A 16,766-nucleotide genomic window follows, 5' to 3' on the forward strand; every position below is an offset into this window, starting at 1 on the left:
CAGCAAATACAGTTGTGTTTGTAAAATACCTTCAAAGTCTAAATAAAGGAGCCAGAATTTTGATATTTTGGGATGGGGCAAGTTATCATAAATATGGAGAAATGCGAGATTATCTTGGCCTGGTTAATCAAGATTTAGAAAAATCTGAATGGTTGATAAGATGTGAATTATTTGCTCCTAATGCACCCGAGCAAAACCCTGTAGAAGATATTTGGCTTCAAGGCAAAAACTTTCTGAGAAAACATTGGTATCTCTGTCGAAGTTTCCCACTTATTAAAAAACTATTTCTGCTTGTAACTCATTGTCAAATATTTAAATTTCCCAAGTCAAATATGTATGGCTTGTTTGATAAAAAGCCTAAATTAATACCAAGTTAATCAGGATTGGTGAAACCATATATTTTACAATTGATTTAGGATTGCTATATTTCACGCTCTGAATTTTTTACGTTTTAGGAAAAGCGAGCATTTTCCCAGAACCAAAGCTACTATTTCACACTGTAAACATTTTAATTTAAGAATAATAAATAAAATTAACATTTTAATACAGCCAGCTAGACTATAGGGTGTTTTGGGACTAATATCCTGAGAATCGAAATAGCTAAAGATTGCCCAACTAGATAACAATTTCGTCGAGCAAGAAATTAGGAGGGCTTGCCTGAAGCGACCCAAAAAGGGGAACGGGGAATCTCAAATAACCGATTAGCAATTACAGGTCGCTATCAAATTTTCAGATTCACAGAGAGAATTTAAAAATGAAACGTCTGATCGTTTGTTGTGATGGAACTTGGAACAAATTAGATACTCAGTGCCCAACTAATGTGGTTAGGGTTGCCCAAGCTGTGAAACGGACAGCCAGTGACGGGGTTCCGCAGATCGTGTTTTATGACGAGGGAATTGGAGTAGACAGTAACAAGATTGTGGGCGGAGTCACTGGGCTGGGAATCGATAAAAACATACAAGATGCCTATCGTTTTCTTTCTTTCAACTACGATCGGGGTGACGAAATCTATCTATTCGGGTTCAGTCGCGGTGCTTACACAGTCAGGAGTCTAGCGGGGATGATCTATTGCTCCGGTCTCCTATCCCGCCGTTATGTTACCAAGGCATCAGAAGCTTACGAGCTTTACCGTAACCGAAGCATTAAACCAAATGATGAGGAAGCAAAGAGGTTCCGCAAAGAAAACGGCAAAGATCGGGGCGAGCGCGTCCCGATTACCTTGCTTGGTTGTTTCGACACCGTTGGAGCTCTTGGTATTCCTCTTGTACCGGGCTTGAAGAAGTTTGAGGGACAGATCAAAACAAGGTACAAATTCCACGACACCACTTTAAATAAGGATATTGAGAATGCGTTGCACGCCGTTGCGATCGACGAAATTCGCGAAGTCTTTGATGTTACCCTGATGAAGAAAAATCCTGATGCCCCGAACCAGAAGCTTCGTCAAGTTTGGTTTCCAGGCGCGCATAGCTGCATCGGCGGTGGTACGCCAGAATCCCGCGGGTTATCAGATGCTGTTTTGAAGTGGATGTTGGATCAAATCAGTGATTTTGAATTGAAGCTTGAATTCGAGCCAGAGGCCATTGAGGATATCAAGCCTGATTATAAGGCTCCATTTAAAAACGATCCTGGGTTCTTCAAATGGGCAGGAATCAAGTGGCGCGAGGTGGGGGATACCATTGACGATCTTCATGAAAGCGCGATCGAGCGATTGGCAAAAAGCCAAGACTATCGGCCTAAGAATCTGCAAAAGATTCTCTCCAAAGTAATTGAAAATAGAGAAAAATGATAAAATTTTATCAAACTCTCAGAGCCGAACCTCAGAAAATTTTGTAATCTACTTAATCTACAAAAATCGAAAGGAAAAGGAATCATGACAAGAGATACATCGAGAGATGGGTTGAGCAACAAAGCTTTAGCATATACGTTGACTCATTTCAAACCAATTTGGGATTTAGTTCAAAGTTACGAGCCTCTGAAACGTAAACTAAACAAATTTTTTCTAAATAGCATCATTTACAAACTTCCGACTCGCCCGCTTCCCTATAGCTTAATGGGCTTAGATCCCAAAATTCCAGGGACAGATATTCCCAAGAAAACTGATACCTACATCTCTTGGGATTCACTTACAGACAAGACTTATACTGGGCGACATTTACCTCCCGATCCAGAATTTAACAAAGAAGGAAATTTACCACCACTGGACAAAGTAAAGACCTTATTCCAAAAAAGAGAGGGAAAAACCATTTATTCGGACAAATCGACTCTGCTCTTTCCCTATTGGGTGCAGTGGTTTACAGATAGTTTTCTCCGGATAGATCAGCAAAACCGCTTCAAAAATAGCTCCAACCATCAGATTGATATGTGTAATGTTTACGGGTTGACCCGCAAACAAACAAATATGCTCAGAGCTTTCAAAGACGGTAAATTTAAAACCCAAAAACTCAAGCGCGAAGATGGCGTAGAAGAAGAGTATCCACTCTTTTATTATGCCGATCCTGAGCTGGGTATTGTCGATCCTCAATTTGAAGGTCTTCATGCACCCCTTAATGATGAGAAAAGACAACCCCCCGAAAAGAAAGGCAAGCTATTTGCAATGGGAGTTGAACGGGCAAACGTCCAAATTGGCTATGTCATGCTTAACACTTTATGTATCAGGGAGCATAATCGAATTTGTGATGTTTTGTCCAAAAACTATCCGGAATGGGACGATGAGAGGCTCTTCCAAACCGCGAGAAATATTCTCATGGTGATTGTTCTCAATATCATTATGGAAGAGTACATTTTCCACATTACGCCCTATAATTTTAGGTTCTTTGCAGATCCTGAAGCTTTTACCAAGGAAAGTTGGTATCGAGAAAATTGGATGGCGATTGAGTTTAGTTTTGTCTATCGCTGGCATAGTGCGGTTCCTGAAACCTTTATCTATGACGGCAAAGAAAAATCCATGTACGATTCCCTCTGGAATAATCAGATGTTAATCGATAAAGGGTTGGGTGCATTGATGGAAGAAACTTGTTCTCAACCCGGCACTAGAATTGGTTTGTTTAACACACCTGATTTTAAAATCGCAGGAACACCCTATACATTTATTGATGCTACCGAACTAGCATCTGTTAAACTCGGACGGCAGGCGCAGTTAGCCAGTTATAACGATTACCGCGAAATGTGTGGTTATCCCAGGGTGACTGATTTCAATCAAATTACGGGTGACGAATACGCTCAACAGAAATTAAAAGAGTTGTACGGTCATGTTGATAAGATTGAATTCTTTGTCGGATTGTACGCTGAAGATGTCCGGAAAAATTCAGCAATTCCGCCTTTAGTAGCACGGATAATTGGCATTGATGCTTTCTCCCAAGCTTTAACTAATCCTTTGTTATCGCCTAAAGTCTTCAATAAAGAAACTTTTTCAGAGGTGGGTTGGGAAATTATCCAAAATACCAAAACAGTCTCGGATTTAGTGAATCGTAATGTTCCTCCAAGCGATCCCAAGTACAAAGTCTCCTTCGATCTTTAAGTTGTAGCTGACAACTAAGAATCAAATTAGTTGGGGGTGCAAAGACACCTGCGCCATCAAAAATGAGGAATAAAAAGGCGATCTTTTCGCAAGCTATCGCCTACGGCAATTCGGGAGCAATTGCACCAGAAGTTATACTGTTTAACAGATGCAACGGTTTGTGTAGAACCTTTTTTAGCGATTAACCGAAGGTTATTTATGAGCAAGAAGTTATTTACCGAATATCCCGAACAGGACGAACGCAAATACTACGATCTTTTGGTTGAGCAAGCCAAGCTTCGGATGGATAATCTTTACGGGAATAAGGAGCGGGCGCTGCGAGATACTCACGCCAAAACTCATGCTTGCGTTAAAGGAACTCTGGAAATTTTTGACTTTGATGAGGAAGCGATTAAACGGGAAGTGGGCAAACGCGCTTCGTTAAGTTCTTCGCAACTCAATGCTATTTCCCTTAAGCAAGGTTTGCTGGCAAAACCAAAAGAATATCCTGTTTGGTTGCGATTTGCTAACGGGGCTACCAAAGTATACCCTGATTACCAAAAAGATTCGCGCTCAATATCAGTGAAAGTGATGGGGGTGGAAGGGGAACGACTGGCGCAAAGCCACGAGTCAAAAACCCAGGACATCATTGTTCACAATTCAGAGATATTTGTGAGCCAAACCATCAAAGACTACTACGGCTTTTTTTCTGCTCTGGTTGAATCACCAGAGGCATTAAAAAAGTGGCTAATCCGACATCCCAGACACTTTCTAGCAGTCTCGACGCTTACGGGTAGCCGGACTCCGAAGAGTTTGCTAACAGCCAAATATTGGAGCGGTTCACCCTCTGCTTTGGGTCTCTATCCCGATTTCGATCCCTCTAAACCTGGTCTAGTTCCTGTCGAATACCCTGCTGTAATTAAGTATGGGTTTACTCCGGTTTCATGCAAACCACCGCACGAGATAATTCCAGAACAATCTCGACCGGGAATTCCTAAAATTCCCTTTGTCGATCGCGCTAAAGCCTTGGGTTTAGATCCCAATCAACCAGATAATTATTACCGGGACGATCTAATTCAAGCCTTGGCGAAACCTTATGCCCAATACTGTTGGGATTTTGGCATTCAGTTCCAAACCAGCCTAAAAATGCCGATCGACGATGGCATCAATGTCTGGAAGGAAAAGGAATCACCCTTCTTGAGAGTAGGTCGTCTTACCGTCAAGCATCAGATTATTGATTATGAAAAACAATCTGATTTCAACGAAAATCTGAGATATTCTCCCTGGAACGGCTTAGCAGTTCATCGTCCAGTAGGTGCGATCAATCGGATACGCGGTGTTGTTTACCCCGTTGTAGCGAATTATCGCCTTCAAAAGCGAGGTCTTGTCCACCAAGAACCAACCGGAGAAGAAAAATTTTAAAGGAAAAATTTGGGGGTCGGACATCATTTAATGCCCTCAGCCAGGTCTCGTCTGAGCAAATGGCAACTCAAGGAAGTTAACAAGCGAAACCTTCAAAAAATCCCATCCCTTTTTAGGGGGTGGGAGTGTTGAAAATTATGAATTCTTAGTCCTCAGTCCTTAGTCCTCATTATTCAGTAGCAATTAATCAATAACTGGGTTCCTACCCAATTATTAATTATTCTGCTAGCAACCAACTGAGGACTAATGACCAACGACTGATGACTAATAACTTAAGCTTGGCGTGAGTAGTATTCCACCACTAGCAGTTCGTTAATCTGTAGAGCAATCCACTCGCGTTCGATAACGCCGTTAACTTTGCCAATTAGTTTTTGCTTATCAAATTCCAAGTGATTCGGCAAGTGAGCCAAGCCTGGATCTTTGAGATTAGCTTCTACCATTGTGCGCGAGCGCTCTCTATTTTTCACCGCGATCACATCACCAGGCTTGCACTGATAGCTGGCGATATTGACTTCACGGTCATTGACAGTTATGTGACCGTGATTTACCAATTGTCTAGCGGACGGAATGGTTGGAGCCATTCCCATCCGAAACACAGTATTGTCCAAGCGCATTTCCAAAAATTGCAGTAACACTTGACCTGTGGAGCCCGTGACACGGCGGGCTTTGCGGACGTAACGGAGCAGTTGGCGTTCCGTCACACCGTAATTGAAACGGAGTTTTTGCTTTTCTTGCAAGCGAACCGCATACTCAGAGAGCTTTTTGCGGTTTTGACCGTGCTGTCCAGGCGGATAATCTCGTCTGGGGGTTTTGCGGGTTAGACCCGGCAACTCTTTCAGGCGACGGACGATTCTCAATCGGGGGCCTCGATATCGAGACATTTATTTTCCTCTCTAATATCTGTATGCAATTTTATGCAGACTCTATATTATATGTGTGTAACGGTCAAAATTCCAACAAAGATCGATAAAAAAACGATCGACCGCAGCGCGATCCATAATGTGCGGTAAATTCTCAAGGAAAAGCCGATCGCTCGATCGCCCCAATCAGCCAAAAAACTCACTACTCGATCTGCCATGCACAACCGCAATTTCTCCCGCACTTCTTCCCCAAAACCAGCACCGACAGCCTCAAGCCCTACCGCGCGCTGGATATTGGCTCTCGGCACGCAGCTAGCAGCTCTTGGTTTGTTAGCCACAGCACTGCCAATTTCACCAGCATCAGCCATCACGATTAGAATCCCTCGCTCTAGGAATCCCTATCGCGTCTGCGCCTTGGAACTAATTGACGCCGGAGTGGGAGCAGAGGCCGCCGCCGCCGCTTGTGCTGACGCGCTCCACCCCCGCGACATATCTAAATGCGCTCTCCAAATCAACCGCAAAACCAATATTTCTGGTGTCGAAGCGCTCTCTAGCTGTCGGCGGGTGAGGCGTCCCAAGGAATTGGCTACTTGCGTAGTGAATATTAACGGCAAAAGTCGAACTCAACCTGCTGCTCCCCTGTTAGTGCTCGATGGATGCCGCCGCAGTTTATTGCCACAACAGTTTGCTGAATGCGTAGTGGGTTTGAGTGGCAGGCTCGACTTTCCCACTGACCGGTTAATCGCCACTTGTCTTGACCCCAGCGGCAGCGTGAGCCAGTTGGACGGGCGTCCTGCACCTACCCCTCCTGTGGAGCTAATTTCACCGCCTGCGCCCGTCAATTAATAACGGTTGACTGTTAACGGTTGACTGTTAACGGTTGACTGTTAACTAATGACTAATGACTGATGGCTAATGACTGATGACTACTTTTTCCTAATCAAATGTCAGAAATTTTTGCTCAAATTACAGTCGAAGAATTAGCTCGCCAATTAGCAGAAACCAATGCTGATAAATTGCAGCTTGTAGACGTGCGGGAACCTTACGAAATTGAACTCGCGGCGCTGCCGGGATTTGTCGCTTTTCCGCTGAGCGAGTTTGCCGAATGGTCTGGTGAAATTGACGCTAGACTCGATCGCGACAAAGAAACCTTAGTTCTGTGCCATCACGGAGTGCGATCGGCTCAAATGTGCCATTGGTTAACTGAGCGAGGATTTACCAACGTTAAAAATATCGTTGGTGGCATAGATGCTTACTCAATGGTGGTCGATCGCAGCGTCCCCCGTTATTAACATCAAATCCAGTTCTCAACTATCATTTTTTTAGAGTCCGCGCAGGCGGACTTTGTATGTGTAGAAACGAATTATATTTCCCAGCAAATTCCTAATTAACAGCAGCAAATCGAAAATTTAAAAGCGTACTCATCGTGAGCCGATCGCGCCCCTCCCTTTTCGAGTCATAAAGAGCCTCATCAGCCGCCAGTAGCAGCGTTACCGCATCATTTTCCTCGCTCGGAACAACGCTGGCAATTCCTAAACTAATAGTTACCACAGAATTAGGCAGGCCGTCAAGACTCTGCGGGTTGAAAACAATATTCAAAGCTTTCACTTTCGCTCTAATTTGTTCGGCAACAACCACAGCCGCCGACGCATCAGTTTCAGGTAAAATAACAGCAAATTCCTCGCCACCGTAGCGGGCAGCTACATCAGCAGGACGCTGGAGCGATCGGCGAATTGTCTGAGCTACCCATCGCAAACAATCATCGCCAGCTTGATGTCCGTAGGTATCATTATATATTTTGAAATAATCGAGGTCGCACAAAATTAAAGATATCGGAGAACCCTCGCGAGCCATGTGTTTCCATTCCGTTCGCAAGCAACTATCAAAATATCGTCTGTTACCAATTTGAGTAAGTTCGTCCACATTTACCAAAGCTTGCAGCCTTTGATTTTCTCGCAGCAACTCCTCAAAACCAAGCATCGACAACTTGTCCTCGCACAAATTTTGTCCTTGAAAATACAAGCGATATAATTCGCAAGACAAACTACAGTTATTTCCCTCTAATTTGACCAGTCCCATGCTGTCTAACTGATAAGCCATCAAAGGTTCGAGGTAAATGGTATTTTTAGCATCCACAACTTGTTGGAATGCGGAGGCGAGTTCGGGCTGCTGTTGAATGGCGAGCGACTGATTTTGCAAGTAGTCGCTATAAATTCCGCTGTGAGTAGGAGCTGCTGTTAACAGTTCTGCCAACTCGGCTCGCCCTAGTTCCTCGCCCGGTTCCTCCCGCTCGACGGACAGGCGATTTTGCAGCATACTTGCCAGGTGATACAGCGCTAAATGCACTAAATAAGGATGCCCGCCTACCATGTTCATTAATTGCTGTATCGGATCGCGATCGCTCCAGTTTAGTCCGTATCTGCCCGCCAAATCTTGAACTTGTTCCGCAGTAAATTCTGAGAGTTTAATCGGCATTCCTACATTAAATGGAGATTTATTAACATTCAAATCAATATAAATTGCTGTTGAATGAATAACCACGGTGCGGAGTTTTTGCCAAGTTGGGCTACCGCGAGCTTGTTCGTACCAAAAACGGATAACCGACAGAAAATCTTGAGCAATATTGGTGCGTTCAAATACTCGATTTATTTCGTTGATTACCAAGACAATAGGACTGTCAATTTGTGCGAGCAAATAGTTTTCAAAGTAAATAGTGCAGCTTACCTTGCTGCCCATATCTTCATCCCAGAATTCATCAATATTTGGTTCGAGTTTGAGTTGCCGAGCGACATTGACACAAAGCCAGCGCAAAAATTTATCTAAACTAACAAAAACCGTTGCGTCGGCTTGCTGAAAGTCTACATTTACTGTGCGATATCCACGATCGACTGCCGCGTCAATTATCCGCAGCATCAGCGAACTTTTGCCCATTTTTTTGGGAGCTTTAATGCGAACAAGACCTCCGGGTTTGCTAATTTCTCCACAGGCCAGGGCTTCGGCCCCTGAGCGTTCAATATAAAATCGAGAGTCAAGCGGTATGGGGCCGCCGGGAAATTCTAGGTCGGCAATTGTTTGGATCGAGTTTGGTGATTTTTGGAGTCCTGCCATAGTCCTTGCACAAGGCGATACCCTGACTGTATCTTACCTTGGTCAGGTTAGGAGCTAGACGAGCGGTGTCCAAGATCGATCGACAATCCTAAAAAATCTAAGTTTTTAGGCACTTCCCGGAACTGACTTTGCTATAGTAGTGTCACTTTACCCAGTCTCAAACCCTGCTTCAACACGGCTCTGCAGATCGACAAAAATTCGACGGTAGCCCAGACGCGATCATTCTGAGCCTTTACCTGAAAAATAACTCGTTGGTCGTCGATGTCGCGCAGGAAGAGCCCCTATCTAAGGAGAAATAATCATTGTCACGCCGCTACCTCTTTACCTCTGAATCGGTCACTGAAGGCCATCCCGATAAAATCTGCGATCAAATTTCAGATACGATTTTAGATGCCTTACTGACTGAAGACCCCAAAAGCCGCGTCGCAGCAGAAGTTGTCGTCAACACCGGCTTAATGCTGCTGACGGGCGAAATTACCACTAAAGCTCAGGTAAATTACATTGAATTAGCCCGGAAAAAAATAGCCGATATTGGCTACATCCACGCTGACAACGGCTTTTCGGCCAATAGTTGCTCAGTGTTGGTAGCTCTTGATTCTCAGTCTCCCGATATTGCTCAAGGGGTGAATACAGCCCACGAAAGCCGGGAACAATCGAGTGAAGAGGAATTGGACGCCATCGGCGCTGGCGACCAAGGTTTGATGTTCGGCTTTGCTTGCAACGAAACGCCGGAAATGATGCCTCTGCCGATCAGTTTAGCGCACCGGATTTGCCGTCAACTGGCCGCAGTCCGCAAAACCGGTCAGTTATCTTACTTGCGTCCCGACGGCAAAAGCCAAGTTACAGTCATCTATGAGGACGGCAAACCTGTTGGCATAGATACGATTTTAATTTCTACGCAGCACACCGAAACGATCGGCGACATCACAGACACAGCCGCAGTTCAAGCCAAAATCAAAGAAGACCTTTGGACTGCTATCGTCCAACCCGTGTTTGCCGATATTAGCGTGAAGCCTGATGCAGAAACTCGCTTCCTTGTCAACCCCACTGGCAAATTTGTGGTCGGCGGGCCTCAAGGAGATTCGGGTTTGACGGGCCGCAAAATTATTGTGGATACCTACGGTGGCTATTCCCGCCACGGCGGCGGCGCTTTTTCTGGGAAAGACCCCACCAAGGTAGACCGCAGCGCGGCTTATGCTTGTCGCTACGTTGCTAAAAATATCGTAGCGGCTGGTTTAGCCCAAAAGTGCGAAGTGCAGTTGAGTTATGCGATCGGCGTTGCGCGGCCCGTTAGCATGATGATCGAAACTTTTGGCACTGGAAAAGTTGATGACGATCGCCTTTTGGAAGTTGTGAAGCAGCATTTTGAACTGCGTCCTGCAGGCATCATTCAGGCATTTAACTTGCAGAATTTGCCTGCTGAAAGAGGCGGCCGTTTCTATCAAGATGTGGCGGCTTACGGTCACTTCGGACGCACTGATTTAGATTTGCCTTGGGAGGAAACTGATAAGGCAGAACTTTTGAAAGAAGCTTTGAGCCAGAAGTTGTCGGGAGTAGCTGGATAGTACAATTTTGGGGTGCGCGCCGCGCACCTTATCCATAAATAATATGGGGTGCTACCAATGAATGTAGGGTGCGTACTCCGCACCTTATCAATAAATAATATAGGCGGTTATTCCGCGCATCTTATCCATAAATAATACCGGGTGCTACCAATCAATAACGTAGCGGGTGCAGTGCCCACCTTACAACAAAACAAGATTAAATAAATAAATGGGATTTTTCACACCTTTCCAATCAGCAATTCGCAATTTTGCCTCTTCCCTCCAACAGCGGTTGGCGACGACTGGATTTTCTGCACCAAATCCAGCAACGCTGCCCAGTTCGTTTGCGACTAACAATCCTGGTGGAATTCGCGGCGTTTGGATAACCACCACTGACTCCAAAGTTCTAACATCAAAAGAGCGAATTGCTGAGGCAATGGACTTTCTCGCCGATACGGGATTTAATACCGTTTTCCCTATAATTTGGAGCCAGGGTTATACGGCTTATCCTTCTAAAATTATGCGAGAAAAATTTGGGGTGGAAATTGACTCGCGCTATCAAGGTCGCGACCCTTTAGCAGAAATATGTGTTGAGGCCAAGAGAGTTGGTTTAAAAGTAATTCCTTGTTTTGAATACGGATTTGTGAGTTCTTACAATCGCAAGGGCGGTCATTTGCTGGCGAAAAAACCTGAGTGGACCGCCCGTGATGCCAGCGGCAATTTACTTAAAAAAAATAACTTTGACTGGATGAATTCTCTTGACCCGGAAGTGCAAGAGTTTGTGCTGGGGTTGATGCTGGAAGTTGCTAAGAATTATCCGGTAAACGGAGTTCAAGGAGACGATCGCATTGCGTTTCCGGTAGAAGGCGGTTACGACGAAAAAACGGTTAAACGCTATCGAGAAGAGTGCGGTAAAGCAGCACCGTCGGATTGTAAAGAGCAACATTGGGTGCAGTGGCGTGCTAATATTATTACTGAGTTTGTAGCTCGTTTACACCGAGAAGTGAAAGCTATTAATCCTGATTTGTTGCTATCCATGTCGCCGAGTCCTTATGACTGGGGACTGGTGGAATATTTGCAAGATTCTAAAGCTTGGGTAGACAAAAACTTGGTCGATCTTTTTCACCCTCAGTTTTATCGCCGCGATTTTAATGCTTACAAACAATTGGTCGATAAAATGATTGGAGGACAGCTTAGCGGGCAGCAAGTAAAGTGCGTGTCGCCCGGTATTTTGTTGACGAATCGAGGCAGCAAATATACCATAACTCCCGAACTGTTGTTGCAAGTAATTGCTTACAACCGCTCTTGCGGGATTCAAGGAGAAGTGATGTTTTTTTACGAAGGTTTGCGAGATAACGATAACGCTTTGGCTAAGGTTTTGAAAAAAGGACCCTATGCTCGTTGAGAGATTGTCCCGCAATCAAGCTGTTTCCGGTTAGCTGCAGTCAACCGCGCCGATCGCTATTTCAAACCAAGTGGGTATAAAATAAGATGTTGCACCATTCTCAATAAGCTTTGATTAACAGGCAAGATGCCTGTTCCACAAAGGGTGAATTTTCTTGTGGAACAGGCATCTTGCCTGTTCCTGACAATGGTGCAAGATGTGAGTATAAAATGATATAGCAGAGCTATGCCAGTTAAAAGCGCAGCGATGCCAATCAGCAAGCGCAACTAATTGTCAAGCCGATTGCCCAAACAAACCCGATAATTAATAATTGGGGAGTTGCAAAAATAGTGGAATAAGACATATTTTAGAAGTGGGTGCAAGCTTTTTTTTAGAAGTAGCGTTTTGTAGACGCCATATTTTTGAAAGACAGTTTAAAAGAGCAATCTCAACCGCTCGCCAAAATATTAGGATAAATCAGTGACTTCAGCAGCAAGCCTCATCCAACACCTACCCGAGCTCAGCGATGCTCAATTCCATCATAAATATTTGAAACAAAAACAAGGGATGCGCACCTTGGCGACTATATTGCCGCAAGTAGAACAGCAAAGTCTGGCTTTGCGGGCAGTAAAATTAGCTCTAAAAGTAAATTTAAAACTCGGCTCGAAGCTAGCAGGAACGGTAAAGCCAGAATTTCAAACAGCTACCATAAAATTAATCGACAAAATCCCGACTTCGCCACTGCTCAAAATTCAACTGCTGGCCCTAACAAGTTCCGATATGGCAATTCCGATGCTGGTGGCCGCATTGAACCACCAAGAAAGTGCAGTGCGCCTTGATGGGATTCGAGCGATCGGCAAAATCGGCTCCGAAGCAGCAGTAATTGAATTAGCCCGATCGCTCGAATCCCAAGATTCCCAAATGCAAGCTTGGGCCGCTTGGGCTTTAGGAGAAATTAACTCGAAACCAGCCGCCGTAGCACTGCTCAAAGCCATCAAACACCCAGAGTCTAGGGTGCGCGCCTGGGCTGTTTGGGCCTTGGGCAAAATTAACCCGAAAATAGCCGTCCCCGCGCTGCTGAAAGTTCTCAAACACCAAGACCCCGAGGTGCGCTGGCGGGCAGCCGTCAACTGCGGAAAAATCGGCATCTCTGAGGTAGTTCCCGGGCTGCTGAATGCGCTCAGAGACGAAAATCACATCGTCCGCGCTAGGGCTGCAGCCGCTTTGGGGAAAACCGGCGATTGTGAGGCAGTACCCGGCTTAATAGAATTGCTTCACGATGATCCAGACTCCTATGCAGTTTCTTTGAGGGCGGCCGAGGCCTTGGGACAAATTGGCACGGAAACGGCTGTGGCCGGGCTGGTACAAGCCCTCAACCATGACGACTCAGACGTGCGCGGCAGTGCAGTTTCTGCCTTGGGAGAAATCAGCAGTGAGGTGGCTATGGTGGCGGTAATCGGGTCGCTCTGGGATCGAGACATTTTCGTGCGCGGCAGGGCGGCGGTGGCCCTTGGGAACATCAATACAGAGGGAGATGCGAAATTGCAAAAAATGGTAGTCGCGGGGCTGGCGAGCGCAATTGGCGACAGCGAATCTTATGTGCGGTGGAGACTTGCTGCTGCTTTGGGGGAAATTGGGACAGAGGAAGCTGTGGCAGCTTTGGTGCGGCTGCTGGGAGACGAAACTTCTGGAGTGCGCCAAAACGCTGTTAAATCCCTCGGTCAAATTGGCTCAACGGCTGCTATTTTGGCTCTGGAAACAGCTTTAAATCGCGAATTTGCTGACGTTCGGGCGCTGGCTGCTCAATACTTGGCGGATGTCAGGACTGAGGCAGAAACAGTTGATTTTGAGCCCTCTGTTTCCCCAGATTTATCGGGTGAAAAACTGCCGAAAATCCTGATTGCTTCGCAAGCAGAAGCCAGCGAATACATTATTGAGCGCCCTGCGCGAGGCGAGATTAAATACCTGATCTCGATCGGCAGTCCGGGTGTGTCCGAACCCAAAGCTTTCGATCGAATCCCAAACCGAATGTGCCTGGAGTTTAACGACCTCGACACCCCCGTTGACGACCCGGATCAAATCTTGCCTACCCTTGAGGATGTACTTAAAATTATTGACTTTGCCCTCAAAATGTCACCACAGGGAGGCAGTTTGCTGATCTGCTGCCAAAGTGGGATCAGCCGTTCAACCGCCACAGCTTTGATTGTTTGTGCTGCGCTGTTGGGTCGCGGCAAAGAACGGGAAGCTTGGACCGTTGTTCTCGCCGCCAGACCCCAAGCCAAGCCGAATCGCTGGATGGTACGCTTGGCGGATGAAGCTTTGGGTAGAGACGGTAAGCTAGCACTGGCGATCGAATTGACCACCGCAACTCCAGAACTCGCAATCGCCAACAGTTGACTCCCGGAAACCGGGTTTCTTTTCGCAAGCCCTACAGTTATACTCAACTAACGACACTTCACCTCAGACTTGTCTGTGCGGGGCAACGGTGCCAAAAGTCGATCGCCAGGGTGCAAAAGTTCGATCGGCTCCTGCATTTGTGACATTCTGTGCTACAAAGTTGTCGGACGATCGACAAAAACCGTCACGCAATCGTCGCATTGCTGGCAGCAAAACTCCCAAGCTGAGGAATCGGGTGCATTGTCAACAGACAATATCAGCTTTGGGCTACTCACAGGCAAAACAGGTCAGAGAGAATTTTCTGCCTGTAACATTCCACGCAGGGATAATTCACTGCGGGTATAAATTTTTATTTTTTTTGCCTGTGGCAGACTTTTACGAGTCGAAAAAGTAATTTGGCAACAGTCATCAACAGCCTAATTATCTCTTAGACATCAACCGAATTTAAGTTTCTCCTCTGACTCGACAATAGTTTCAGATGCTTTTTCGCAGATGTCTACGGTTAAACAGACAAGCTTTTCCATTTGGAGAACTTAAGAGCGTGGTAGATTTTAGCAGAATACAGGGGTTGCATATGTCCAAAATTAACTTGCTAAAAAAAACAGGGAACGAAGCAAGTTTATCAGTTGCCGTTTGGGAATACCAAGGCGAGTTTAATCGAGAGTTAGAACCATTTAACCCGCAGAAAGAACCTGTGGCAACGCGAAAGGTAAACAAAAAAATAGCAAGGTAGGTAAACTGATGCCGCTCTTTATTTCTGAACAAGTCGCTTCTCTAGAAACCGCACACAAGAAAATATCCAGCAAGGATTTTGTAGAAATACCATCCTTAAAACTCCGCAAAACGTGGTCATATAAAATTGGTGCTTTGTCCATCCATAAAAAAATTGGTCGCGGGTATTTTCTCGCCATAGGAATCGGATTTTTTGGCTCTTTGAGTGGGCTGGTGATTGCTGATTACTACCAAGGACAAGGATTAAAACAATTCAATGACGCTCACCTACAAGCGCAATTACTCGGCAATTTTAAAGATGCAGCGATGGCGGCACAATTGCAGGGAGCCCAGCTAGATTCTTTTGTAGATAATTCCGCCAATCTGAAACTTCAAGAAGAGCAGTTTCTCAAGAGCATTTTTCAAGCAAAAGAGCTGCGGTTACGCATAGAAAAGTTTGCCGATAGCCAACCTGCTTGGCTGGCAGCAAAGCCGGAAGTTCTCAAAAGTTTACTACAAGATTGCACGGAAGATTTAGAATCCTATGCCGATACTCTCAAGTCAGCTTTGCAGCAAATCCAGCAATCGCAACTGTCACCTCGGGAGATAGAGTCTGCCACAAAATTGTTGGCCACAGAAAGCGGAGAAGGTGTAAAACAGCTCAACAGCAGCCTTGAAAGATTGAGCCAAATCCTCGATATTGCCCAGCAGCAAGAGGGGCAAGGCGGTGAAGTGATGGAAGACGCTCAAGGAATGGAAAAAGCCATAATTATTATTAGTATGCTGCTGTCGGTCGTGGTAGCCGGAATGGTGGCTGACCGCACCAGTCGGGCGATCGCTAAACCAGTCGTGAGCGTCACTCAGATTGCCAAACAAGTGGCCGCCGAGTCGAATTTTGATTTGCGAGCCTCCGTCACCGGACAAGACGAAATAGGCTCATTAGCTGCGTCTCTCAATCACCTAATCGAGCGAGTTTCGGAACATACAAAAGAATTGAAACAAGCTAAGGAAGCCGCCGTCACCGCTAACACTGCTAAAAGCCAGTTTTTAGCAAACATGAGCCACGAATTGCGGACTCCTTTAAATGCGATTATCGGTTACAGTCAACTACTTTCAGAAGATGCCCAAGATGCGGGATTTGATGAGTTTGTACCGGACTTGCAAAAGATTCAGAAGGCGGGCACGCACCTGCTATCTTTGATTAACGATATCCTCGATTTATCAAAAATTGAAGCGGGGGGGATGAAACTCGAAATCCAAGAGTTTGACATCGAATCCCTGGTTGACAATGTTGGGTGTGCCGCGAAACCGTTGGTAGAAAAAAATGGCAATGTTTTGGAGATTGAGTGCGATCGAACTGCGGGTATCATGCACGCAGATTTCAAAAAAGTGCGACAGGTTTTGATGCACTTGCTGAGTAATGCTGCTAAGTTCACCAAAAACGGCAGAGTTAAACTGACTGTCAGGCGCATTGAAGGAAGTGGCAAATTGAATGCAGCAGGGCGATCGGCGATTGACCATTCAATACCTGCCGATGAAACTCATTCTGCGGCGATCGCTTGTCCTCTGCTGAATGTTGAAGAGTCGGATTGGATTTGCTTATCGGTTAAGGATACCGGAATTGGAATGTCGCAAGAACAACAGCATAAATTGTTTGAAGCTTTTGTGCAAGCTGACTGTTCATCAACGCGACAGTACGAAGGGGCCGGATTGGGGCTGACACTTAGCCGCTACTACTGTCAGATGATGGGTGGAGAGATTTTGGTAGAAAGCGAAAAGGGAAAAGGATCTATTTTCACTGTCCGCATACCGGCGGGAAACGGGTGATCTGATGTTTGGGCGAG

At 45.7% G+C, this 16,766-nt stretch carries 14 protein-coding genes; 10 read left to right on the forward strand and 4 right to left on the reverse strand.

Annotated features, from left to right (window positions below):
- The 4 genes from QUA27_RS11040 to QUA27_RS11055 all read left to right on the forward strand — a co-directional run.
- The coding region (locus tag QUA27_RS11040; protein WP_510175257.1) for a transposase domain-containing protein at positions 1-377 on the forward strand (377 nt) is incomplete at its 5' end.
- Positions 378-754: 377 nt separating this feature from the next.
- Entirely contained in the window at positions 755-1,786 is a 1,032-nt protein-coding gene (locus QUA27_RS11045) for a T6SS phospholipase effector Tle1-like catalytic domain-containing protein (protein ID WP_333067993.1), read from the forward strand.
- Between the two features lie 84 nt (positions 1,787-1,870).
- Positions 1,871-3,517, forward strand: a complete 1,647-nt coding sequence (locus QUA27_RS11050; protein WP_333067994.1) for a peroxidase family protein — start codon at positions 1,871-1,873, stop codon at positions 3,515-3,517.
- A gap of 198 nt (positions 3,518-3,715) precedes the next feature.
- On the forward strand, positions 3,716-4,918 hold the full coding sequence (locus QUA27_RS11055) for a catalase family protein (RefSeq protein ID WP_333067995.1): 1,203 nt from the start codon (positions 3,716-3,718) through the stop codon (positions 4,916-4,918).
- A 272-nt stretch (positions 4,919-5,190) separates the two neighbouring features.
- Here the strand turns inward: QUA27_RS11055 and rpsD are convergent, their stop codons facing one another.
- A complete protein-coding gene (gene rpsD / locus QUA27_RS11060) occupies positions 5,191-5,799 on the reverse strand; it encodes a 30S ribosomal protein S4 (RefSeq protein WP_006631941.1) in 609 nt (202 codons plus the stop codon).
- A 47-nt stretch (positions 5,800-5,846) separates the two neighbouring features.
- Positions 5,847-6,146: a hypothetical protein gene (locus QUA27_RS11065; RefSeq protein ID WP_333067996.1), complete on the reverse strand. Its 300-nt coding sequence runs from the start codon at positions 6,144-6,146 to the stop codon at positions 5,847-5,849.
- A 46-nt stretch (positions 6,147-6,192) separates the two neighbouring features.
- Here QUA27_RS11065 and QUA27_RS11070 point away from each other — a divergent pair, with 46 nt between their 5' ends.
- The gene (locus QUA27_RS11070; protein ID WP_333067997.1) at positions 6,193-6,624 is read left to right on the forward strand and encodes a hypothetical protein; all 432 of its coding nucleotides are present in this window, start codon (positions 6,193-6,195) and stop codon (positions 6,622-6,624) included.
- A gap of 98 nt (positions 6,625-6,722) precedes the next feature.
- Positions 6,723-7,070 (forward strand): rhodanese-like domain-containing protein, encoded by a 348-nt coding sequence (locus QUA27_RS11075; protein WP_333067998.1) that lies wholly within the window; start codon positions 6,723-6,725, stop codon positions 7,068-7,070.
- Positions 7,071-7,161: 91 nt separating this feature from the next.
- On the opposite strand, the gene QUA27_RS11080 is transcribed toward QUA27_RS11075, so the two are convergent.
- Positions 7,162-8,886: an AAA-like domain-containing protein gene (locus QUA27_RS11080; RefSeq protein WP_333067999.1), complete on the reverse strand. Its 1,725-nt coding sequence runs from the start codon at positions 8,884-8,886 to the stop codon at positions 7,162-7,164.
- A gap of 302 nt (positions 8,887-9,188) precedes the next feature.
- Between QUA27_RS11080 and metK the strand changes: the two genes are divergently transcribed.
- From metK to QUA27_RS11095, 3 genes are all read left to right on the forward strand, one after another.
- Positions 9,189-10,451 (forward strand): methionine adenosyltransferase, encoded by a 1,263-nt coding sequence (metK, locus tag QUA27_RS11085; protein ID WP_242718244.1) that lies wholly within the window; start codon positions 9,189-9,191, stop codon positions 10,449-10,451.
- Between the two features lie 208 nt (positions 10,452-10,659).
- Complete coding sequence (locus QUA27_RS11090; protein ID WP_333068000.1) at positions 10,660-11,835, forward strand: glycoside hydrolase family 10-like protein; 1,176 nt, start codon at positions 10,660-10,662, stop codon at positions 11,833-11,835.
- 459 nt (positions 11,836-12,294) lie between these two features.
- Positions 12,295-14,211, forward strand: coding sequence for a HEAT repeat domain-containing protein (locus QUA27_RS11095; RefSeq protein ID WP_333068001.1), 1,917 nt, complete (start codon positions 12,295-12,297; stop codon positions 14,209-14,211).
- A gap of 63 nt (positions 14,212-14,274) precedes the next feature.
- On the opposite strand, the gene QUA27_RS11100 is transcribed toward QUA27_RS11095, so the two are convergent.
- A complete protein-coding gene (locus tag QUA27_RS11100; protein WP_333068003.1) occupies positions 14,275-14,412 on the reverse strand; it encodes a hypothetical protein in 138 nt (45 codons plus the stop codon).
- A 540-nt stretch (positions 14,413-14,952) separates the two neighbouring features.
- On the opposite strand from QUA27_RS11100, the gene QUA27_RS11105 reads away from it, so the two are divergent.
- Positions 14,953-16,749: a sensor histidine kinase gene (locus QUA27_RS11105; protein WP_333068005.1), complete on the forward strand. Its 1,797-nt coding sequence runs from the start codon at positions 14,953-14,955 to the stop codon at positions 16,747-16,749.
- Positions 16,750-16,766 lie beyond the last annotated feature (17 nt).

Source organism: Microcoleus harperi Pol14_C6, from assembly GCF_036701295.1.
GTDB lineage: Bacteria > Cyanobacteriota > Cyanobacteriia > Cyanobacteriales > Microcoleaceae > Microcoleus.